The organism is Massilia sp. CF038 (assembly GCF_900129765.1).
Taxonomy (GTDB): Bacteria; Pseudomonadota; Gammaproteobacteria; order Burkholderiales; family Burkholderiaceae_D; genus Telluria_A.
Genome location: NZ_FQWU01000001.1, coordinates 434,034 through 454,210, shown reverse-complemented (window position 1 = coordinate 454,210; position 20,177 = coordinate 434,034). Strand labels below are relative to the sequence as shown.

At 61.7% G+C, this 20,177-nt stretch carries 15 protein-coding genes; 5 read left to right on the top strand and 10 right to left on the bottom strand.

What is annotated here, in order from left to right; all coding sequences use genetic code 11:
- Window positions 1–75: 75 nt before the first annotated feature.
- The 7 genes from BUC24_RS01950 to BUC24_RS01920 all read right to left on the bottom strand — a co-directional run bounded on the left by BUC24_RS01950 (window position 76) and on the right by BUC24_RS01920 (window position 8,991).
- The gene (locus BUC24_RS01950) at window positions 76–1,104 is read right to left on the bottom strand and encodes a BON domain-containing protein (protein ID WP_073212397.1); all 1,029 of its coding nucleotides are present in this window, start codon (window positions 1,102–1,104) and stop codon (window positions 76–78) included.
- Between the two features lie 94 nt (window positions 1,105–1,198).
- Complete coding sequence (locus BUC24_RS01945) at window positions 1,199–1,846, bottom strand: hypothetical protein (protein ID WP_073212396.1); 648 nt, start codon at window positions 1,844–1,846, stop codon at window positions 1,199–1,201.
- Window positions 1,839–2,531 carry a hypothetical protein gene (locus BUC24_RS01940; RefSeq protein WP_073212395.1) on the bottom strand — a complete coding sequence of 231 codons (693 nt, stop codon included), beginning with the start codon at window positions 2,529–2,531 and terminating at the stop codon, window positions 1,839–1,841. Before BUC24_RS01940 ends, BUC24_RS01945 begins: the two co-directional genes overlap by 8 nt.
- A 186-nt stretch (window positions 2,532–2,717) precedes the next feature.
- A complete protein-coding gene (locus BUC24_RS01935) occupies window positions 2,718–4,445 on the bottom strand; it encodes a dipeptidyl-peptidase 3 family protein (protein WP_073212394.1) in 1,728 nt (575 codons plus the stop codon).
- A 336-nt stretch (window positions 4,446–4,781) separates the two neighbouring features.
- On the bottom strand, window positions 4,782–6,215 hold the full coding sequence (locus BUC24_RS01930; protein WP_073212393.1) for an efflux transporter outer membrane subunit: 1,434 nt from the start codon (window positions 6,213–6,215) through the stop codon (window positions 4,782–4,784).
- Window positions 6,216–6,237: 22 nt separating this feature from the next.
- Window positions 6,238–7,845, bottom strand: coding sequence for a DHA2 family efflux MFS transporter permease subunit (locus BUC24_RS01925; RefSeq protein WP_073212392.1), 1,608 nt, complete (start codon window positions 7,843–7,845; stop codon window positions 6,238–6,240).
- Window positions 7,846–7,854: 9 nt separating this feature from the next.
- Entirely contained in the window at window positions 7,855–8,991 is a 1,137-nt protein-coding gene (locus BUC24_RS01920; RefSeq protein ID WP_073212391.1) for an HlyD family secretion protein, read from the bottom strand.
- A gap of 109 nt (window positions 8,992–9,100) precedes the next feature.
- Here BUC24_RS01920 and BUC24_RS01915 point away from each other — a divergent pair, with 109 nt between their 5' ends.
- Both BUC24_RS01915 and BUC24_RS01910 read left to right on the top strand, forming a co-directional pair.
- Window positions 9,101–9,754, top strand: coding sequence for a TetR/AcrR family transcriptional regulator (locus BUC24_RS01915; RefSeq protein ID WP_073212390.1), 654 nt, complete (start codon window positions 9,101–9,103; stop codon window positions 9,752–9,754).
- Window positions 9,755–9,833: 79 nt separating this feature from the next.
- Window positions 9,834–10,019: a hypothetical protein gene (locus BUC24_RS01910; RefSeq protein WP_073212389.1), complete on the top strand. Its 186-nt coding sequence runs from the start codon at window positions 9,834–9,836 to the stop codon at window positions 10,017–10,019.
- A 221-nt stretch (window positions 10,020–10,240) separates the two neighbouring features.
- On the opposite strand, the gene lpdA is transcribed toward BUC24_RS01910, so the two are convergent.
- From lpdA to aceE, 3 genes are read right to left on the bottom strand one after another with little or no spacing between them, the layout of a single operon-like run.
- Complete coding sequence (gene lpdA / locus BUC24_RS01905) at window positions 10,241–12,058, bottom strand: dihydrolipoyl dehydrogenase (RefSeq protein ID WP_073212388.1); 1,818 nt, start codon at window positions 12,056–12,058, stop codon at window positions 10,241–10,243.
- 13 nt (window positions 12,059–12,071) lie between these two features.
- Window positions 12,072–13,457 (bottom strand): dihydrolipoyllysine-residue acetyltransferase, encoded by a 1,386-nt coding sequence (gene aceF, locus BUC24_RS01900; protein WP_073212387.1) that lies wholly within the window; start codon window positions 13,455–13,457, stop codon window positions 12,072–12,074.
- Between the two features lie 54 nt (window positions 13,458–13,511).
- A complete protein-coding gene (gene aceE, locus BUC24_RS01895) occupies window positions 13,512–16,208 on the bottom strand; it encodes a pyruvate dehydrogenase (acetyl-transferring), homodimeric type (RefSeq protein WP_073212386.1) in 2,697 nt (898 codons plus the stop codon).
- A gap of 329 nt (window positions 16,209–16,537) precedes the next feature.
- Between aceE and folD the strand changes: the two genes are divergently transcribed.
- The 3 genes from folD to BUC24_RS01880 are packed head-to-tail and all read left to right on the top strand — an operon-like array spanning window position 16,538 to window position 20,173.
- Complete coding sequence (gene folD, locus BUC24_RS01890) at window positions 16,538–17,383, top strand: bifunctional methylenetetrahydrofolate dehydrogenase/methenyltetrahydrofolate cyclohydrolase FolD (protein WP_073212385.1); 846 nt, start codon at window positions 16,538–16,540, stop codon at window positions 17,381–17,383.
- A 47-nt stretch (window positions 17,384–17,430) separates the two neighbouring features.
- Window positions 17,431–19,518 carry a M3 family metallopeptidase gene (locus BUC24_RS01885; protein ID WP_073212384.1) on the top strand — a complete coding sequence of 696 codons (2,088 nt, stop codon included), beginning with the start codon at window positions 17,431–17,433 and terminating at the stop codon, window positions 19,516–19,518.
- Window positions 19,519–19,540: 22 nt separating this feature from the next.
- Window positions 19,541–20,173, top strand: a complete 633-nt coding sequence (locus BUC24_RS01880) for a glutaredoxin family protein (protein ID WP_229447964.1) — start codon at window positions 19,541–19,543, stop codon at window positions 20,171–20,173.
- Window positions 20,174–20,177 lie beyond the last annotated feature (4 nt).

Here is a 20,177-nt window from a genome sequence, read left to right as displayed (position 1 = left end):
CGCACGCGTGACTGCAGCGCCACACTGGGTGCCACAGCCACGCGTGCGCGGGCTTGCGTATGGTATTCGCCCGCCTTATTTCACCTTGATGGCGCTCTTGACCTGACTGACCCCTTCCACGCTCTTGGCCAGACGCACGGCCTTGTCGGCATCGGCCTTGCTGTCAACGAAACCACTGAGCATGACCACGCCTTTTTCGGTTTCAACGTGAATGCCCATGGCCGACAATTCAGGCTCCTTGAACAGGTCAGCCTTGACCTTGGTGGTGATGACCGAGTCGGCCACTACTTTGCCGGTTTTTGCGGTAGCGTTTTCGGTGGCATTGGCGGTACGCTCGCCCGCGTTGTCGGTGCGGTCGGCAACGCGGTCAACTGCGCGCTCGGTCTTGTTGGCGATGTTCGATGCCACTTCCTTGGTCTTGTCGACAGCGCGCTCGGCCAGGTTTTCGGTCTTCTGGGCGACGTTGCCGGCCGCTTCACGCGTGTTGGCAGCAACAGTGGACGCGGTGCCAGCGGTGGTGGCGGCAACCGTGTTGTCCTTGTTGTTGATCAGGCAGCCGATGCTTGGCTGACCGGCCACCTGGGCGCACTTGTCGACCGCAGCCGCCTTGGCTGGATCGGTGGTATTGGTGTTGGCCACCAGGCCCTTGTCGTCTACGCCTGCGGTGGCGCCAGTGGTGCTGGCAACGCGGGTATCGCGGTCGGCCTTGGCGTCGGCCAGTGCAGCCACATGCACCGACTGGGCGTTGGCCAGGCAGCTGTCTTTTTCGGCGCCGGTGCTGACCGAGCACTTGACCTTGGCCAGCGCGTATTCGGCATTGGCCAGCGTGTTGCGGGCAGCGGTGCGGGCCTTGAGCGTGTTGTTGTACTGGGCCACGGCATCGGCATTGGTGCGGGCGCGTGCCACTTTGGCTTCTTCGATGCAGACGGCGCGCTCGTTGCCGCTCATGCCAGTGCACTGGGCCGAGGCTTGCTTGTAGTCGGCGCTGGCCTTGGCCGTCATGGTGCGGTAGGTGGCATTGTCCGGCTTGGTGTCAGCAGCGTAGGCGCTGGCGAAAGCGGCAGTCAGTGCGGAAGCGAGCAGGGTAGCGACGAATGGTTTCATGGTGGAGTCCCTTTGCATATATGGTTGTTGGTACGTGATTTAACTGCGTAACCAAGTTGTCAATCTGTGCGACAACGTACATACGAAGGAAAAACTAGCGATATCTCGACAGGTGCATGTCAGCCAGCAAGAACAAGTCCCGGCCATCATCGCGTGGGCCTGTCGCCATGGCAATTTCCAGCCAGGGCAAGGTGTCATGCTTGGGTTCACGAAAGCGCGTGCGCACCTTGTGAATTTCCTGCATCACCGCGTCGTACTGCTGCGGATGGTAGCGCGCCAGCCAGGCCACTTCGGTCATGTCGGCGTAGGCTTCTTCCGTCAAAATGCGGCGCGTGAACCACTGCTTGACAGGGCCAATCCAGGCCACCACGGGCAGCAGTTTTTCGTTATGGGGATAGCCCTGCAGGCGGCGGTGGCAATGGCCCACTTCATGAATCGCCGCACCGGTCAAAAACAGATCGAGCACCGCCGGGTCAACCATAGTGCTGACCCGCTCGGCGGTGGGATTGTCCTTGGCCGACACCACCAGGGTGCAGCGGCCGTTTTCGCTCCAGATGCCGACTGGCGTGTGGCCGGACAAGCCGTCGCCGCTGACCACTTCCAGCTCGATCGGCAAACCCTGGGCCTGGCCAAAGGCCACCGCAGTCTGCGCTGCGGCGATCCACTGCGCTTCACTTGCCGGGGTGGCTGCGTGCGCCCAAGTGCAGGCCAACAGCGCCAGCGCAAACAGGCGTTTAATCATTGCTCAGCAAGCCCTGACCCCAGGCTGCGGCCACATCTTCGAAGGGATTGCTCACTTGTGCAAACAGGCTGGCATCCTTGGCCAGGCGCACCCAGGCGCGCGTATCGTGGCTGGCGCCAGCGACGGGTTGCACTTCGCGCAATGCGCTCAGCCAGGCATACGTCTTGTTATAGCTGGCGGGGTGATGGCGCTGGATCCAGGCCAGTGCCACCAGGTCGGCGTAGCCTTCCTCACGCCGGTTTTCGCGCATGGCCTTGGCCGCCACCAGCAGCGAAGGATCATCCGCGCGTTCGTCGCCCGTTTCCTCAAAGCCGGCCGGCAGCGCATGCCAGCGGCCCTGCACCACGCGGTAGCAATGGCCCACCTCGTGCGCAGCCATCGCTTCCATCAGGACCGGGCGGTCGGCTGCGGCCACATTCTCCAGCACCTTTTCGGCGTCCGGATTGCCGCGCATGGACAGCACCAGTTTGCAGCGGCCGTCAGCAAAGCCCATCGCCAGCGGCACATCATTCGGCCGGGCCACGGGCTGCACGGTGATATCGATGGGAAGGCCCATACGCTGGGCCTGCGCCAGCACGGGTGCGGCGGCTTTCAGCCAGCGCGTCTCCATCTCGGTCAGTTGCGCGCCAGCGTGGGCGGACAAGGACAACATTGCAAGCGCGGCGGTCAGGAGAGTCTTGAGCATGGCAGTTCCTCAAAGGATGACTCCATGCTATGCGGCAATTTATTTCAGTGCACTATCTTTTATGAAAAAGATTTTTCCTTGTGGAAAATCCTCAACACTTGGCGCATTTTGCTTAGCAGCTTCATAAAATTACGACGTAAAAAAACCACGGCGCACCGTGGTTTTTATATGGTCGATGACAGCTTGCTATTTCTTCAGCAATTGGGCGGCGGTGGAAAACGCCGGCCGGATATCGTTCGGCACCGCCTTCATTTTGTCGAGGCCCTTCTGCACATCGGGGCGGATCACCACGTAACGCGCCATCATCGCCTGCGCGCGCTGGTAGTCGCCGGTGGCCTCGATGGTCAGGAACTCGCGGTTCAAGTCCGTCACTGCCTGTTTGATCTTCCCAAAATCGGTGGAGAAAGTGCCGTCGCCATGCGAGACGAAGGCGCCCTTGTCGAGCAGATAATTAAGCTGAATCGCCATGCCCCGTGCATGTGAATCGGTCAGGCCGAAATGCAGGGTGCGGAAGGCCGACGCCAGGAAGGTGTTATACAGCTTGCGCTCGGCGCTGGCGCCCTGCCCCAGCGTGTCCTTCAGCTGGCCCTTGTCCATCATGTAGCCAAGCGCCCACAGGCCGGCGATATCGGCCTTGGCTTCCTCGATGGTGGAATAGGTATCCTTCAAGTCCTGGCGCGGGGTCGATGGCTTGCCGTCGTTGTTGGTCAGGTGCGGACCGAGGCCATGGGTGATCTCGTGGGCCAGGATATGGGTAAAGAAGGAATCGAAATCGAGGTCGGCCTGCGCATCCTGGCGCAGCACCAGTTTGGCGATGGGCGTCAGGGTCGACTTGAATTTCGCTTCCTGAATATTTTTTAGCATGACACGCTTGGAGCCGCGCTGGCTGATGATGCGCTCATCGTTGGGCAGATTGTAAGCAGCGGTCTGCACCCCCATATTGCCGTCACCGGCGCCATATACCTGGTTCACCACCACCATGGGCGCGAGCGCGCCGACTTTGGGATTGCGGTACTTGGCATCGAGCGGCAGATTGTCTTCCAGCTCCTGCATATGCTGGCTGAAGAAATCGAGCTTGCTGGTTTCCTTCTGATCGCGAATGCTGACGTAGGCCTCGAACGCCGCCTTGTAGCCGAACAGTTCATCGTTGTAGGTCTCGTACGGGCCGATCGTGATGTCGACTGGCGCATCCAGATCCATCCACGCAAAATCCGACGCCAGATAATCGTTCGACAGGAAGGCATCGGCGCGCAGGGTCAGGAATTTCTTGAGCGAGGCATTGTCGGTGGCGGCGGCGGCCTCACGCAGCAGCTGCGCCAGGCGAGTCAGTTCGACCTTGTATTCATCCGCATACGTCACGGTCTTGAAGCTGCCATCGGGCTGGCTGCGGATGGTGGTGAAGAACCACTGCGCCGCTTCCTTGTCTTTTGGCGGCAGCGCGTTCATCCACGCTTCCAGGGCTGGCTTGGTGGCGCCGGCCGGATAGAAATTGGCGCCTTCGGGTTTCTTGGCCGGGATCTTGATGCCTTTAAAGTCCGCCGGCATGAAGGACATATGATCATCCAGGATCGACCATGGTCCCTTATTGAGCCAGAAATAATCGAGACGCGCCTTGCCCAGGGCCGACTTGTCCTTCTTCAGCGCCGCCCACAGCGCCTCATTGCCAGCCCAGCGCTGCCGCAGCTGAAGCGTATCGACAATTTTGGCGGCCTCGATCAGCTTGACGATGGCAGCGCGGTCGCCGGCGGAAAGAGAGGAAATATCGGCAGTCAGATCGACTGGCGCATAGCGTTTGGCCATGCCATGCAATTCGGTGGCGCTGGCCACATGCGGCGCTGGCGCAGCAGCGGGCTCAGCGGCATACGCCGCGCTGGCACCGAGCGCGAACAAGATGGGGGCAAGAAGGTTTTTCATGGGTCCTTGTGAAAGCAATGGCAATGACCGCGATTGTAAAACGACTCGCCGCCCAAAAGCACATCCCGCCACAAAACAGCCCAGCAGACCCACAATTGCAAAATCGGGGTCAGACCTCAATACTGCAACTTGTTTCAAAATCGGGGTCAGACCCCAATTCTTCGGGTTTTTCGTGAATTCCAACGTCGCACAGCCACAAAGTGGCGCGATCGCACGACAAAACGAAAACTTGGCCACCGCCAGGCAGACAAAATCTTGCAGAATTGAGGTCTGACCCCGATTGTGCAACAGGAGGGCTGACGCCGAAGTTGCAACTTTCGGCGCAGGGGAATGACTCTATTTGGCGTTGGCGATGGTCGCGACTGGCGCTTGCAGGGTCCAGCCAGCGCCCAGGGAACGGGCCACGGCAACGGCGGCCAGCAGGCGCTGGGTGCGGATCTGGGCCGCGGCGCGGTCAGCTGCCAGCGAACTGCGCTGGGCGTCCGTCACGTCCAGGTAGGTCGACAGGCCACGCTCGTAGCGCGCGGTGGCAACCAGCACGGCACGCGCTGCCGCTTCCTGCGACTGGGCTTGCACCTGGCCCTGACGCTGTCGCTGCTGCACGTCCGACAGCGCGTCTTCCACTTCGCGCAAGGCCGTCAGCAGCTTGCCTTCGTGGTTCGCAATCGCTTCGCCGTAGCGCGCTTTTTGCAGCGCCAGGTTGGACTTGTTGCGGCCACCGTCAAACAGCGGCAGCGACAGGGCCAGCGGGCCAATCGAGAATTGGCGCGCGCCGCCGCTCACCAGATTGCTCAGGCTCTCGGAGGCATAACCGAAGTTGCCTGTCAGGCTGAGCGAGGGATAGAAGGCGCCTTCTGCCACGGCTACCTGGGCATTCGCCGCACGCAGTCCGGCCACGCTGGCGGCCAGGTCGGGACGCTGCGCCAGCAAGCTCGCCGGCAAGCCAACGGGAATCGCAGGCGGCTCGGGCAGCACGGTGGTATTCAGTGCTGTGATCAGAGGCGACGAAGGCGACACGCCGGTCAGCACGGCCAGGCTGTGTTCGAGCAGATTGCGCTGACGCTGCACTTCGTGCAGGTCCGCTTCGGCATTGGCGCGTTCGATGCGCGCACGCGCGACATCCAGTTCGTTGGTCAGGCCGCCGTTCAGACGCGCTTCCACCACGTCCTGCGCTTCGGCACGCGCCTTGAGGGCCTGCTGCAAAATGGCCAGTTCGACGTCCAGCCCGCGCAGCTGCCAGTAGGTTTGCGCTACTTGCGCCGACAGCAGCAGGATCACGCCGTCGCGGTCATTCTGGGTTTGCAGCGCCTGGGCGTCGGCCGCTTCGACCACGCGCCGCACGCGGCCCCACAGGTCCAGCTCATACGACAGCGAGGCGCCGACGGTGTAGTTGTCACCTTCGATCGAGCGGCCACCCAGCGCCAGCGCTTGCGCCGTCTCGGCCGAGGTGCGCGAGTTGGCCGCCGAGACGCCCAGGTTCACGCTCGGGCCTTGCGCGCTTTTCAGGTTGCTCAGCTGCGCTTGCGCCTGCAGCAGACGCTGGGCACTGGCTTTGACGCCGGCATTGTCACGCACGGCGCGCTGTTCAAGCGCGTTCAGCGTGTCGTCGCCGAACACGGTCCACCACTCGGCCGGCAAGCGTGCGCTGTCCGCCTCGGTGGTAGCGTGACGCCAGGCCGGGGCCGAGGTGTCGGCCGGGGCGACGAAGTCGCTGCCAATGGTGGTGCAGCCGGCCAGCGCCAGCATCGCGCACAGGATCAATGGTTTCATGTTTGCTTCTCCGTACATCATATTAGTGGGCGCCGGCGCCAGCGCCGGATGGTGCTTTGACTTTGTCGGCAAAGAACAGCGCGCCGACGCACGCGAACAGGAACACCGCCATGATCACGAAGCCGTCGTTGTAAGCCATGACGAACGCTTCGCGCCGCACGATGCGGTCGATCACGCCCAGCGCCTTGTCGGCGGCCGTGGCGGGATCGATGCCATTGCTGATGAAGGCGGCACTCAACTGGTCCAGCCGCTGCTGGGTGGCAGCCGAGAACGACGACACCGACTGGCCGATGATGGCAGAGTGGAAGTGCTCGCGGTTGGTCAGCGTGGTGGCCAGCATGGCGATGCCGACCGAGCCGCCCAGGTTGCGGGTCATGTTGAACAGGCTCGATGCCGATGCCGTGTCCTTCGGTGCGATACCGTGCATGGCAAACTGCGACAGCGTCAGCATGATGAAGGGCTGGCCGGCGGCGCGCACGATCTGCGACCAGAACAGCTGGTCGTAACCCGTGCTGGCGTCCATGTAGGCGTTCATCATGCACGAGATGCCGAACATGGTCAGCCCGAAGCCGCATAGGATGCGGTTGTCCACCTTGGACGACAAAATCGCGGCAAACGGCATGATGAACAGCTGCGGCAGCCCGGCCCACATGATGACTTCACCAATCTGCATCGGGGTGTAGCCGGCGATCTGACCCAGGTACAGCGGCAGCAGGTACGAGGAGCCATACAAGCCCATACCGATCACGCCCGACAGCACGGTGGCGACCAGGAAGTTACGCTGGCCGTACAGGCGCAGGTTCACGAACGGCTTCGGGCTCATGAAGCTGGTGTAGGCCCAGCCCAGAATACCTGTCACTGACAGCGCGGCAAAGGTGAGGATGAAGTTCGAATCGAACCAGTCCTTCGAATTGCCTTCTTCGAGCATGATGGTCAGCGAGCCCAGACCAACAGCCATCAGGGCGATGCCCAGCCAGTCCGCTTCGGCCAGCAGTTTGAGCTGGCCCTTGTCGCGGTCCAGGCCCCACCACACGCCAAACAGCAGCAGCAGACCAGGCGCCCAGTTGATGTAGAAAATGGTCGGCCAGCCGTAAATTTCGGACAGGTAGCCACCCACGGTCGGGCCCATGGCCGGCGCCAGTGTGGCGGTCAGGCCAAAAATGCCCATGCCGGCAGCGCGCTTTGAAGGCGGCAGCTTGGTCATCACCAGCGTCATCGCCATCGGAATCAGGGCGCCGCCGGTGATCCCTTGCAGCACGCGGAAGGCGATCATGCTCTCCAGGTTCCAGGCGGTGCCGCACAGGGTGGAAAAAATCAGGAACAGCGCGGTCGTGCCCATCAGGTAGCCGCGCAGGCCAAATACCTGGGTCAGCAGCGCGGTCAGCGGGATGATGACGATTTCCGCGCACAGGTAGGCAGTCGAAATCCACGAGCCCTCTTCCTGCGTGGCAGAGAGCGAGCCAAGAATGTCGCGCAGCGACGAGTTGGTGATCTGGATATCCAGGATCGCCATGAACGCGCCAAGCATGCCGGCGGCCACCGCGATCCAGGTTCGCAGTTCGACCTTTTCGGCGATTACAGGTGCGGCCCCCATGCCGCCCCCTTTCATAGTACTGGTCGAACTGGTCATGGCAGTGTCTTAGCGCGCGGCGGTGGTGGTAGCCGGCATGGCCTGGGTGATCTCGACTTCCACCATGGCCGACATGCCTGGCACCAGACGGCCATTGAGGTGTTTCACGTCTTCCGGACGCAAGGTGATCTTGACTGGTACGCGCTGTACGATCTTGGTGAAGTTACCGGTGGCGTTATCGGCTGGCAGCAGGGCGAACTGGTTGCCCGACGCAGGCGAGAAGCTGTCCACGCGGCCAGTCAGGTGCTGTTTGGCCAGCGCGTCGATGGCGACTTTGACTTCCTGGCCAGGCTTCAAACCGGCGAGCTGGGTTTCCTTGAAATTGGCGGTCACCCACACGTCGTCCTGCACGATAGCGGCGAGCTGCTGGCCTGGCTGGACGCGCGCGCCCACTTCCACGCTGCGCTTGCCCAGACGGCCACCGACTGGTGCGACGATGCTGTTGTAGGCCAGCTGCTGCTTGGCGTCCTTGAGCTGGGTCTGCAGCACTTTGATCTGGGCCTTGACCACATCGCGGGCAGCGCCGGCGGCGACGATCTGGGCTTGCGCTGCTTCCACGTTGCCGCGGCGCGCTGCCAGGTCGGCAGTGGCGCCGGCGCGGCTGGCGTTGGCAGCGTCCACTTCAGCCTTCGACACGGCCTTCATCGTCGAGCTATACAACTGGCTGAAACGCTCGGCGTCCTGATTCGCACGCACCAGCTGCGCCTGCGATTGGGCCACCTGGGCGTTGGCAGCGAGCGCCTGGGCACGGGTTTGCGCAACCTGGGCCTCGGCTTGCAGCACTTGCTGTTCGGCGCTGGCGATCTGCGCCTGGATCTGTTCGACACGCACGTGCTGGTCGGCCGGATCGAGTTCGGCGATCACGTCGCCAGCCTTGATGATCTGGTTGTCTTCCACCAGCACGCGGGTGACCACACCAGCAATGCGCGAGGACACTGGGGTGACGTGGCCTGCCACGTAGGCGTTTTCCGTTTCCACGTAGTGGGTGCTGTGGTACCACATCTTGGCGCCGAAGCCGATGGCGCCCAGCACGATGATCGCCAGAATGCCGCGCACGCGCCAGTTCGGCGGGGCCGCTGCCGGTTCGGTGGCGGGTGGTACGGCCGCGAGCGCTGGCGGCTCGACTTTCTGGGATGACTGGGACATGGCACTGCTCCGAAAATGAAATGGGGTTCGAGCATTATTATCCATTCCCTGGAGCAAGTCAAGAAATGAAACGATTGCATTTCATTTTATTTTGCTCTAAAGTGACGCCATGGAAAAAGCACCGGTACTACCAGCACACAAAGCCCCTGGCCGCCCTCGCGCCGCCGACCTGGAAGCACGCCATCAAGGCTTGATCGAGACCGCAGGCCAGTTGTTTCTAAAGTTGGGTTACGGAAAGGTCAGCCTCGAATTGATCGCCCGCGAAGCCCATGTTGCCGTTCGGACAATTTATGTCAAATTCGGCGGCAAGTCCGGCCTGTTCCAGGCCGTTCTGATCGCCAATCGCGACCGCTTCATCACGCCCAACCAGATGGAAGGCGATCAGCGGCCGTTCAAGGAAATCGTGGACGAATTCGGCGAGCATTTTCTGGACATGATCACCGCGCCCGAGGCGCTGGCCGTGCAGCGCATGGTCATTGCGGAATCAAAGACCAATCCGGAAGTGGGCACCTCCTTCTTTGAAGCGGGCCCGCGCCAGACGCGCGAAATGCTGGGCAATTTTTTCGCCCGGTCGGAAATGCGCGCCTTGATGCACGACGATGTCGACCTCGATCTGCTGCCCAGCTTCCTGATTCAATGCATCATGGGTGACCCGTACTCGCGCTTCCTGTTCGACCCGGCCCAGCAGCCCCGCGATGAAATGCTGCGCTTGCTGCATCGTCGTCTCGGCCTGTTCTACCGCAGTGTGCTGAAACAGGCGTAAGGCGGCTGACGCGTATGTGCGTCAGCGCACCGAACCGTGTTGGGCAATCTGGCAAGCTGTAGTCTTTACAGGAGGCTTTATGAGCAAGTCCGCTCGCTACGAATGGCGCGATCAGCACGCCGCACTCAATGAACGCATGAAAGGGTTTCTCGAAAACCCGAACACCGAAAAACTCGAAGCCGTGGTCGCAGAAATGCGCGCCTATGTCGACGCCGCCCGCAGCGGCGCGATGGAAATTCCAACCCGCTGGACCAGTTACAACTAAACGAAGAACAATCAGCCAAGGGCTGACAGGCGTCCCGTGCGACGCAGGCGTAAAAAAAGGGAAGCGCGAGCTTCCCTTTTTGTTTGCCACACCGAAGGCGCAAAACAGCTGCTACATCGCCCTCGCGTAGGCGGGGGCCTATACCACGTGCCCGAAGTCGTTCAGCGTGGTATAGATCCCCGCCTTCGCGAGGATGATGTAGCTTGTTGCTACTTGCGCGATTAACGCTTGCGCACCGGCGGCAGGTCCGTGCACACACCTTCATACACCTCGGCCGCCATGCCGATCGATTCGCCCAGAGTCGGATGCGGGTGGATCGTCTTGCCGATATCGACGCCGTCGGCACCCATCTCGATCGCCAATGCGATTTCACCAATCATGTCACCGGCATGGGTGCCGACAATGCCGCCACCCACAATCCGGTGCGTCTCGGCGTCGAACAGCAGTTTTGTAAAGCCTTCGTCGCGGCCATTGGCCACGGCGCGTCCACTGGCCGCCCACGGGAAGTGACCCTTCTCCAGCTTGATGCCCTGCGCCTTGGCTTCGTCTTCGGTAATGCCAACCCACGCCACTTCCGGATCCGTGTACGCCACCGAAGGAATGACCTTGACGTCGAAGTAAGCCTTCTCGCCATGCGCCGCTTCGGCTGCCACATGCGCCTCGTGCACGGCCTTGTGCGCCAGCATCGGCTGACCCACCAGGTCGCCGATGGCGAAGATGTGCGGCACATTGGTGCGCATCTGGCCATCGACCGGAATGAAGCCGCGATCGGTCACGGTCACGCCAGCCTTGTCCGCGGCGATCTTCTTGCCGTTCGGGCTGCGGCCAACTGCCACCAGTACCATGTCATAGAGTTGCGGCTCGGGCGCCTTGCCGCCGGCTTCCGCAGCTTCGAAGCTGACCTTGATGCCTTCGGCCAGCGCTTCCACCGCAACCGTTTTGGTCTTGGTCATGATGTTATCGAAACGCTTCTCGTTGAACTTCTGCCAGACTTTGACCATGTCGCGGTCTGCGCCCTGCATCAGGCCATCGAGCATTTCCACCACGTCGATGCGGGCGCCCAGGGTCGAATACACAGTGGCCATTTCCAGACCAATGATACCGCCGCCAATGACCAGCATGCGCTTGGGGATCTGACGCAGTTCAAGCGCGCCGGTCGAGTCGACAATGCGCGGGTCCTGCGGCACAAACGGCAGGTTCACTACCGAGGAACCGGCAGCGATGATCGCTTTCTGGAACTGCACCACCTTTTTGCTGCCGTCAGCGGCGGTCACTTCGATGTGGTTGGCGCTGACAAACTGCCCGACGCCCTGCACCACGTTGACCTTACGTGCCTTGGCCATGCCAGCCAGGCCACCGGTCATCTTGGTGATGACCTTGTCCTTGTAGGCGCGCAGCTGGTCGATGTCGATCTGCGGCTTGGCGAACGTGACGCCATGCTTCGACATGGCGGCCGTTTCATCGATCACGGCTGCCACGTGCAGCAGCGCCTTCGATGGAATGCAGCCCACGTTCAGGCACACGCCACCGAGCGACGCGTAACGCTCGATCAGCACCGTGTTCATGCCCAGGTCGGCCGAACGGAACGCTGCCGAATAGCCGCCAGGGCCTGCGCCCAGCACCATCATCTCGCATTCCACATCGACCTTGCCGTCGTACTTGGCCATCGTTGGCGCAGGCGCCGCTGGCGCAGCCGTTGGCGCGGCGTCGGGACGGGCCGGGGCCTGCGATTCGGCCGGCGCCGATGCGGGCGTGGCGGCCGCTGGCGCGGCGGCCGGTGCAGCCGGCGCCGATGCACCAGCGCCCTCTTCCAGCACCAGCAATGGCGAGCCTTCCGCCACCTTGTCGCCCACCTTGACCTTGAGTTCCTTGACCACGCCAGCGTGGCTGGACGGGATCTCCATGCTGGCCTTGTCCGATTCCACCGTGATCAGGGATTGATCGGCCTTGATCGTGTCACCGACCTTGACCATCAACTCGATCACTTCCACTTCCTTGAAGTCGCCGATATTGGGGACTTTGACGTCGATTGTGCTCATCAGTCAGCCCTCCTTATAACAGCGACTTGCGCAGGTCCGACATGACTTCTGCCAGATATGCGGTGAAGCGCGCCGCCATGGCGCCATCGATGACGCGGTGGTCGTACGACAGCGACAGCGGCAGCATCAGGCGCGGCTGGAATGCGGCGCCGTCCCACACCGGCTTCATGGACGACTTGGACAGGCCAAGGATCGCCACTTCCGGTGCGTTGATGATCGGCGTGAACGCGGTGCCGCCAATGCCGCCCAGCGACGAGATGGTGAAGGTCGCGCCCTGCATGTTGGCAGGACTGAGCTTGCCCTCGCGCGCCTGGCCGGACAGCTCGCCCATTTCGGTGGCGATCTGCGAGATCGACTTCTTGTCGGCGTCCTTGATGACCGGGACCACCAGACCGTTCGGCGTGTCGGCTGCAAAGCCGATGTTGTAGTACTGCTTGAGGATCAGATTGGCGCCGGTGGCATCGATCGAGGCATTGAATGCCGGGTATTTTTTCAGTGCCGCGACGCTGGCCTTGATCACGAACGCGAGCATGGTCAGCTTGACGGTCGACTTGGCCTTGGCCAGGGCCGCGTTGGAATCCACGCGGAACTGCTCCAGATCGGTCACGTCGGATTCGTCGAACTGCGTCACGTGCGGGATCATTACCCAGTTACGGTGCAGGTTCGGGCCACTGATCTTCTTGATGCGCGACAGCGGCAGCAGCTCGGTCGGACCGAACTTGCTGAAGTCGAGCGACGGCCAGGGCAGCAGATCCAGGCCAACGCCGGAGCCGCCCTTGGCTGCTTCCGAACCGTTACCTGGCGAAGCGCTGGCCATCACGCCCTTGACGAAGTTCTGCACGTCTTCCTGGGTGATGCGGCCTTTCGGGCCGCTGCCAGGCACGCGCATCAGGTCCACGCCCAGTTCACGGGCGAACTTGCGGATCGATGGCGAGGCGTGGGCTTTCGAGTTCGATGGGGCCGGGGCGGCAGCTGCTGCCGGCGCCGGTGCCGCTGCGGGCGCTGGTGCAGGGGCTGCGACCGGCGCCGGGGCGGCGACTGGCGCTGCAGCGTCAGGCGCGGCCGCTGCAGGTGCGGGCGCTGCTTCCGCTGGCGCGGCGGCGCCTTCGGACGCCTCCAGAATCAGCACCAGCGAACCCTCGGCGACCTTGTCACCGACCTTGATCTTGAGTTCTTTCACGACGCCCGCGTGGGACGACGGGATTTCCATGCTGGCTTTGTCGGATTCGACGGTGACCAGCGACTGATCGACTTTGATGGTGTCGCCCACCTTGACCATCAATTCAATGACTTCGACTTCCTTGAAGTCGCCGATATCCGGGACTTTGACTTCCACTGTGCTCATAGCAGCTCCATTATTCTTAGTTATCGCATCGCCCTCGCGCAGGCGGGGGCCCATGGCACATTTGAGATGCTATGGGTCCCCGCCTTCGCGAGGACGATGGGGTGGTGTTTACTGGGTCACTGGATTCGGCTTGTTCGGATCGATGCCATACTTGGCAATCGCTTCCGCCACCACGCTGGTCTTGACCTTGCCTTCATCCGCCAATGCCTTGAGCGTCGCCACCACGATGTAGTGACGGTTCACTTCAAAGAACTCGCGGAGCTTGACGCGGCTGTCGGAACGGCCGAAACCGTCGGTACCCAGCACCTTGTAGGTGCGGTCCTTCGGCATGAACGCGCGGATCTGCTCGGCGAACAAACGCATGTAGTCGGTGGTGGCAATGATCGGACCGGAGGTCTTTTCCATCAGCTGCGTCACATACGGCAGGCGCGGGGTGTCGGTCGGGTGCACCATGTTCCAGCGCTCGGCGTCCTGACCATCGCGCGCGATCAGCGTCAGCGACGGTGCCGACCACACATCGGCAGCGATGCCAAAGTCTTTTTCCAGCAGCTCGGCCGCAAAGATCGACTCACGCAAAATGGTGCCGGAACCGATCAGCTGCACGCGCTGCTTGGCATCCTGCTTGCCTTCCTGGAGCAGGTACATGCCCTTCAGGATGCCCGCTTCGGTGCCAGGCTTCAGGCCAGGCATCTCGTAGTTCTCGTTCATCAGCGTGATGTAGTAGAACACGTCTTCCTGCTCCGCCACCATGCGGCGCAAACCGTCCTGCACGATCACCGCCACTTCATGCGCGAAGGTCGGATCGTACGGCAGGCAGTTCGGAATGGTCGCTGCCATCACGTGGCTGTGGCCATCTTCGTGCTGCAAGCCTTCGCCGTTCAGCGTGGTACGCCCTGCGGTGCCGCCCATCAGGAAGCCGCGTGCGCGCATGTCGCCGGCCGCCCAGGCCAAGTCGCCAATGCGCTGCATGCCAAACATCGAGTAGAAGGTGTAGAACGGGATCATGATCCGGTTGTTGGTCGAGTACGAAGTCGCCGCAGCGATCCACGAGCTCATGCCGCCGGCTTCGTTGATACCTTCTTGCAGAATCTGGCCAGCCTTGTCTTCGCGGTAGTACATGACCTGGTCCTTGTCGACCGGCTCATACAACTGCCCTTGCTGGTTGAAGATGCCGATCTGGCGGAACAAGCCTTCCATACCGAAGGTACGCGATTCATCCACCAGGATCGGGACGATGCGCTGGCCCAGGTTCGGGTCGCGCAGCAGGGTCGAAATGATGCGCACGAACGACTGCGTGGTCGAAATTTCGCGTCCTTCAGCGGTGGCGTCCAGCACGTTCTGGAAGGCCGACAGTGCAGGCACCGGCAGCGTTTCGGCTGCCTGCGGACGGCGCTGCGGCAGGTAGCCGCCCAGCGCTTCGCGGCGTTTGTGCAGGTACACCATTTCGGGCGCATCGTCGGCCGGTTTGAAGAAGGGGATCTCGGCCAGCTTGTCGTCCGGGATCGGAATACCGAAGCGGTCGCGCATTTCGCGGATGGCTTCGTCGTCGAGCTTCTTGGTCTGGTGCGCAGTATTGCGCGCTTCGCCCGATTTGCCCATGCCGAAGCCCTTGACGGTTTTCACCAGCAGAACCGTTGGCGTGCCCTTGTTTTCCTGCGCAATCTTGAAGGCGGCGTAAATCTTGTGCGGGTCATGGCCGCCGCGGGTCAGGCGCCAGATATCGTCGTCGGTCATGTTGGCGACCATTTCCAGCAGCTTCGGATGCTTGCCGAAGAAATGCTTGCGCACGTAGGCGCCGTCCTTGGCCTTGTAGTTCTGGTATTCGCCGTCGACGGTTTCCATCATCACGCGCTGCAGAATGCCTTCCTTGTCCTTGGCCAGCAAGGTATCCCAGCCCGGGCCCCAGATCACCTTGACCACGTTCCAGCCGGCGCCGCGGAAGTCCGCTTCCAGTTCCTGGATGATCTTGCCGTTGCCGCGCACCGGACCGTCCAGGCGCTGCAGGTTGCAGTTGACGACCATGACCAGGTTGTCGAGGCGTTCGCGCGCAGCCATGCCAATCGCGCCCATCGATTCCGGCTCGTCCATTTCGCCGTCGCCGCAGAAGACCCAGACCTTGCGGTTTTCGGTGTCGGCAATCGAGCGTGCATGCAGGTATTTCAGGAAGCGCGCCTGATAGATCGCCATCAGCGGACCCAGACCCATCGACACGGTCGGGAACTGCCAGAAGGTCGGCATCAGTTTCGGGTGCGGGTACGAGGACAGGCCCTTGCCGTCGACTTCGCGGCGGAAGTTCAGCAACTGGTCTTCGGACAGGCGCCCTTCCAGGAAGGCGCGCGCGTAGATGCCGGGCGAGGAGTGACCCTGGATGTACAGCAGATCGCCGCCATGTTCGGCCGACGGGGCGCGCCAGAAGTGGTTAAAGCCAATGCCCAGCATGTTCGCCAGCGAGGCGAAGCTGGAAATGTGGCCACCCAGGTCGCCGTCGGCGCGGTTGGCCTTGACCACCATGGCCATGGCGTTCCAGCGCATCCACGAGCGCAGGCGCTCTTCGTACTCCAGGTTGCCGGGGCAGTGTTCTTCGAGGTGGGCGGGGATGGTATTGACGTAAGCGGTGTTGCTGGAAAACGGGATGTGGGCGCCGCGGCGGCGTGCCAGATCGACCAGTCGTTCCATCAGATAGTGGGCGCGTTCCGGGCCCTCGTTTTCAATGACGGCCTCGAGCGCTTCGAGCCATTCCTTGGTTTCGAGCGTATCGGGATCATTGGCGGCCTGGGCCGTCAACTGGTCGAGTTGAGCTGACATTAATGCGTCTCCTTAGTATTTTGCTGACAATTTACCATTACCCAAAATTAGTGCATGGATTCTAACAGCGTTTTTGCAGTTTTTCAAATTGCGATATTTCATTTCATATAGTGGAATAACCCCACATCGCACTCGCGCAGGCGGGTGCCTATGCCACGCGTGCGCAGCCGAAACGTGAGTAAACCGATCGCACGCCTGCTATAGCCCCCCGCCTGCGCGAGGGCGATGGCGCGGTTACGCGAGCGCCACCTCGAATGGCGGCTCTCGGCGAAAACCCCTGCGCGCTTTATAATCTCGCTTCCCCCTTCTCCTACCGGCAAAGAACAACCATGTCCGCACAACTGATCGATGGCGTCCTCCTCTCCCAACAATTGCGCACCGAAATCGGCCAGCGCGCAGCCGCTCTGACGGCCAAGGGCAAGCAGCCCGGGCTGGCAGTGATTCTGGTGGGCGAGGATCCGGCCAGCCAGGTCTACGTGCGCAACAAGGTCAAGGCCTGCGGCGACGTGGGTTTCCATTCGCTGCTTGAAAAATACGACGCCGACCTGACCGAGTTTGCCCTGTTAGACCGGATTGCGGCGCTCAATGCTGACCCAAAAATCCACGGCATCCTGGTCCAGATGCCTTTGCCCAAGCACATCAATCCGCACAAGGTCATCGAGGCAATCTCGACATCGAAGGACGTGGACGGCTATTCAGTCCTGTCGGCCGGTGAACTGATGACGGGCCTGGAGGGCTTCCGGCCCTGCACCCCCTACGGCTGCATGAAACTGATTGAAAGCACAGGTTACGATCTGCGCGGCAAGCACGCCGTGGTCATTGGCCGCAGCAACACCGTGGGCAAACCAATGGCACTGCTGCTCTTGCAAGCGAACGCCACCGTGACCATATGCCATAGTGCGACCCCGGACCTGGCCTACCACACGCGCCAGGCCGACGTGGTGGTAGCCGCCGTCGGGCGCCGCAATACGCTCACGGCGGACATGGTCAAACCGGGTGCAATCGTGATTGATGTGGGTATGAACCGCGACGATGCGGGCAAACTGTGCGGCGATGTCGATACCGCCAAGGTGCGCGAAGTGGCCTCGCATATCACCCCGGTACCAGGCGGCGTCGGTCCGATGACGATTACCATGCTGCTCATGAATACCGTGGAAGCAGCCGAACGAAACTGAAACTGGCGCGCAGGCCGCGCCGCGAACCGATACCAGGAGAGAAGATTATGAGCACAGCAAGCAGCAACCCCCTCCTCGACTTCAGCGGCCTGCCGCGCTTCGATGCCATCACACCCGAGCACGTGTCGCCGGCCATCGACCATTTGATTGGCGCAGCCAGCAAAGTCGTTGCCGATCTGGAGAGCGCCACTGGCGCCGTCACCTGGGACAACTTTGTCGTTCCGCTGGAAGACGCCACCGAGCAACTGGCACGCGCCTGGGGCATTGTCGACCATTTGAACAACGTGGTCGATACGCCAGCGCTGCGCGCGGTCTACAACGAAAACCAGCCGCGTCTGACCGAGTTCTGGACCGCGCTGTCGCAAAACGAAGCCCTGTTCGCCAAATACAAGGCACTCAAGGACAGCCCGGACTACGCCTCGCTGTCGCCCGCACGCAAAAAGATTCTCGACAACGAATTACGCAATTTCCGCCTGGGCGGCGCTGAACTGCCGGCGGACAAGAAGGAACGCTTTGCTGCCATCCAGGAGCAGCATGCGGCGGTGTCCACGCGCTTCTCCGAAAACGTGCTCGACGCCACCAACGATTACAAGCTGCTGGTCGAGCAAGAGGCCGATCTGGCCGGCCTGCCCGACGATGTGAAGCAGGCAGCGCGCGCCGCCGCCGAGCGCGATGGCAAGAGCGGCTGGCAATTCTCGCTGCATTTCCCCAGCTATTTCCCGATTCTGCAGTTTGCCGACAAGCGCGAACTGCGCGAAACCATTTACCGCGCCAACGCCACCAAGGCGTCGGAAATGGGCAATGTATTCAGCCAGCTGACCGAGTGGGATAACACCGGCAACATTGCCACCCTGCTGCAACTGCGCAACGAAGAAGCACGCCTGCTTGACTACCGCAATTTTGCCGAAGTCTCCCTGGTACCCAAGATGGCGCAAAGTCCCGAGCACGTCATCGCCTTCCTGGAAGACCTGGCCCGCCGTGCCCGTCCGTATGCGGAACAGGACCTGGCCGAAGTACGCACTTTTGCCCGCGAACAGCTCGGCATCGACCAGCTGCAAGCCTGGGATTTGACCTACGCATCGGAAAAACTGCGCGAGCAGCGCTACGCTTTTTCGGCCCAGGAAGTGAAGCAATACTTCCCTGAGCACAAAGTCATCGATGGCTTGTTCCGCCTGGTGCAACAACTGTTTTCGGTCCGGATCCTGCCGGACACGGCCGCCACCTGGCACCCCGACGTGCGCTTTTTCCGTATCGAGCGCGAGGGCGCGCTGGTGGGCCAGTTCTACCTGGACCTGTATGCCCGCGCTGGCAAACAGCAAGGCGCCTGGATGAACGATGCACGCGGACGCCGTGTGCAGTCGAACGGCGCACTGCAAACGCCGGTCGCCTACCTGACCTGCAACTTCACCCCGCCTGCCAGCGTGGACGGCGTCGTCCAGCCTTCGCTGTTCACGCACGACGAAGTGACCACCCTGTTCCATGAATTTGGCCACGGCTTGCACCACATGCTGACCCAGGTGGAAGAGCTGGGCGTGTCCGGTATCTCAGGCGTGGAATGGGATGCGGTTGAACTGCCTTCGCAGTTCATGGAAAACTTCTGCTGGGAATGGGACGTACTGCAGCATATGACTGGCCACGTGAAAACGGGCGAGGCCTTGCCGCGTGCGCTGTACGACAAGATGCTGGCAGCGAAGAACTTCCAGTCGGGCTTGCAGACCTTGCGCCAGGTGGAATTCTCGCTGGTCGACATGCACCTGCATTTCGACTACGATCCAAGCAGTTCGCAGAGCGTTCAATCCCTGATCGACGACGTTCGGGCAAAGTTCTCGGTCATGACACCACCTGCATTCAACCGTTTCCAACACTCTTTCGGACATATCTTTGCAGGTGGGTATGCCGCCGGGTACTATAGCTACAAGTGGGCAGAAGTCCTGTCCGCCGACGCCTATGCCGCTTTTGAAGAGGCGCTGGAGGCGGGTGGCGGCCAGTTGTCCGACGATACCGGCAAACGCTTTCAGCGTGAAATTCTTGCCGTCGGAGGTTCGCGTCCAGCGCTCGAGTCGTTCAAAGCCTTCCGTGGGCGCGAACCGAGCATTGACGCCTTGTTACGCCACAGTGGCATGTCGTCCGAATAGACCGTGCCCGCAGGAGATAAGTATGAAAAACGCAATGACCACGCACGCGCGCAGCGCTTCCCTGGGCCTGGCCCTGCTGCTGTGCATGAGCGCTGCCAGCGCGCAAATGTACAAATGGGTCGATGCCAACGGCAAGACCCACTTTACCGACACGCCGCCGCCCGCGGCTGCCAAAACGGCACCGATCAAGGCCGGCGCCGGCGGCAGCGTCGCCACCAGCTTCCCTTATGCGCTGGCTGACGCTGTCGCGCGTAATCCCGTCACGCTGTACACCACTGACGCTTGCACTGCCTGCGACAATGGACGCGCGCTGCTGCGCCGCAAAGGCATTCCGTTCACGGAAAAAACTGTCACCACCAAGGCCGACCAGGAGAAACTGAAAGAGCTGGGTGCCGGTGAACGCTTGCCCATCCTGATGGTGGGCCGCAGCAAGTCCGGCGGCTTTGCTGCGTCAATCTGGGAATCGGCTTTGTCGCTCGCCTCCTACCCTGAACGCTCGATGCTGCCTTCGACCTATCAATACCCGAGTCCGACTTCCCTGGCGCCGCGGCCCAGCAATCCGGACCAGGAAGCGGTCCGCGTGGCAGCTGCCGCCGCCGAAGCGGAAGCTGCGCGCAAGAAAGCCCTGGAGCCTGAACCGGCGTTCAAGTTTTGAGTGA

Bases quoted from the DNA above. Each gene is read 5' to 3' on its own strand.
- BUC24_RS01950 (WP_073212397.1), bottom strand. From the start codon at position 1,104: ATGAAACCATTCGTCGCTACCCTGCTCGCTTCCGCACTGACTGCCGCT.
- BUC24_RS01945 (WP_073212396.1), bottom strand. From the start codon at position 1,846: ATGATTAAACGCCTGTTTGCGCTGGCGCTGTTGGCCTGCACTTGGGCG.
- BUC24_RS01940 (WP_073212395.1), bottom strand. From the start codon at position 2,531: ATGCTCAAGACTCTCCTGACCGCCGCGCTTGCAATGTTGTCCTTGTCC.
- BUC24_RS01935 (WP_073212394.1), bottom strand. From the start codon at position 4,445: ATGAAAAACCTTCTTGCCCCCATCTTGTTCGCGCTCGGTGCCAGCGCG.
- BUC24_RS01930 (WP_073212393.1), bottom strand. From the start codon at position 6,215: ATGAAACCATTGATCCTGTGCGCGATGCTGGCGCTGGCCGGCTGCACC.
- BUC24_RS01925 (WP_073212392.1), bottom strand. From the start codon at position 7,845: ATGACCAGTTCGACCAGTACTATGAAAGGGGGCGGCATGGGGGCCGCA.
- BUC24_RS01920 (WP_073212391.1), bottom strand. From the start codon at position 8,991: ATGTCCCAGTCATCCCAGAAAGTCGAGCCGCCAGCGCTCGCGGCCGTA.
- BUC24_RS01915 (WP_073212390.1), top strand. From the start codon at position 9,101: ATGGAAAAAGCACCGGTACTACCAGCACACAAAGCCCCTGGCCGCCCT.
- BUC24_RS01910 (WP_073212389.1), top strand. From the start codon at position 9,834: ATGAGCAAGTCCGCTCGCTACGAATGGCGCGATCAGCACGCCGCACTC.
- lpdA (WP_073212388.1), bottom strand. From the start codon at position 12,058: ATGAGCACAATCGACGTCAAAGTCCCCAATATCGGCGACTTCAAGGAA.
- aceF (WP_073212387.1), bottom strand. From the start codon at position 13,457: ATGGGCCCCCGCCTGCGCGAGGGCGATGCGATAACTAAGAATAATGGA.
- aceE (WP_073212386.1), bottom strand. From the start codon at position 16,208: ATGTCAGCTCAACTCGACCAGTTGACGGCCCAGGCCGCCAATGATCCC.
- folD (WP_073212385.1), top strand. From the start codon at position 16,538: ATGTCCGCACAACTGATCGATGGCGTCCTCCTCTCCCAACAATTGCGC.
- BUC24_RS01885 (WP_073212384.1), top strand. From the start codon at position 17,431: ATGAGCACAGCAAGCAGCAACCCCCTCCTCGACTTCAGCGGCCTGCCG.
- BUC24_RS01880 (WP_229447964.1), top strand. From the start codon at position 19,541: ATGAAAAACGCAATGACCACGCACGCGCGCAGCGCTTCCCTGGGCCTG.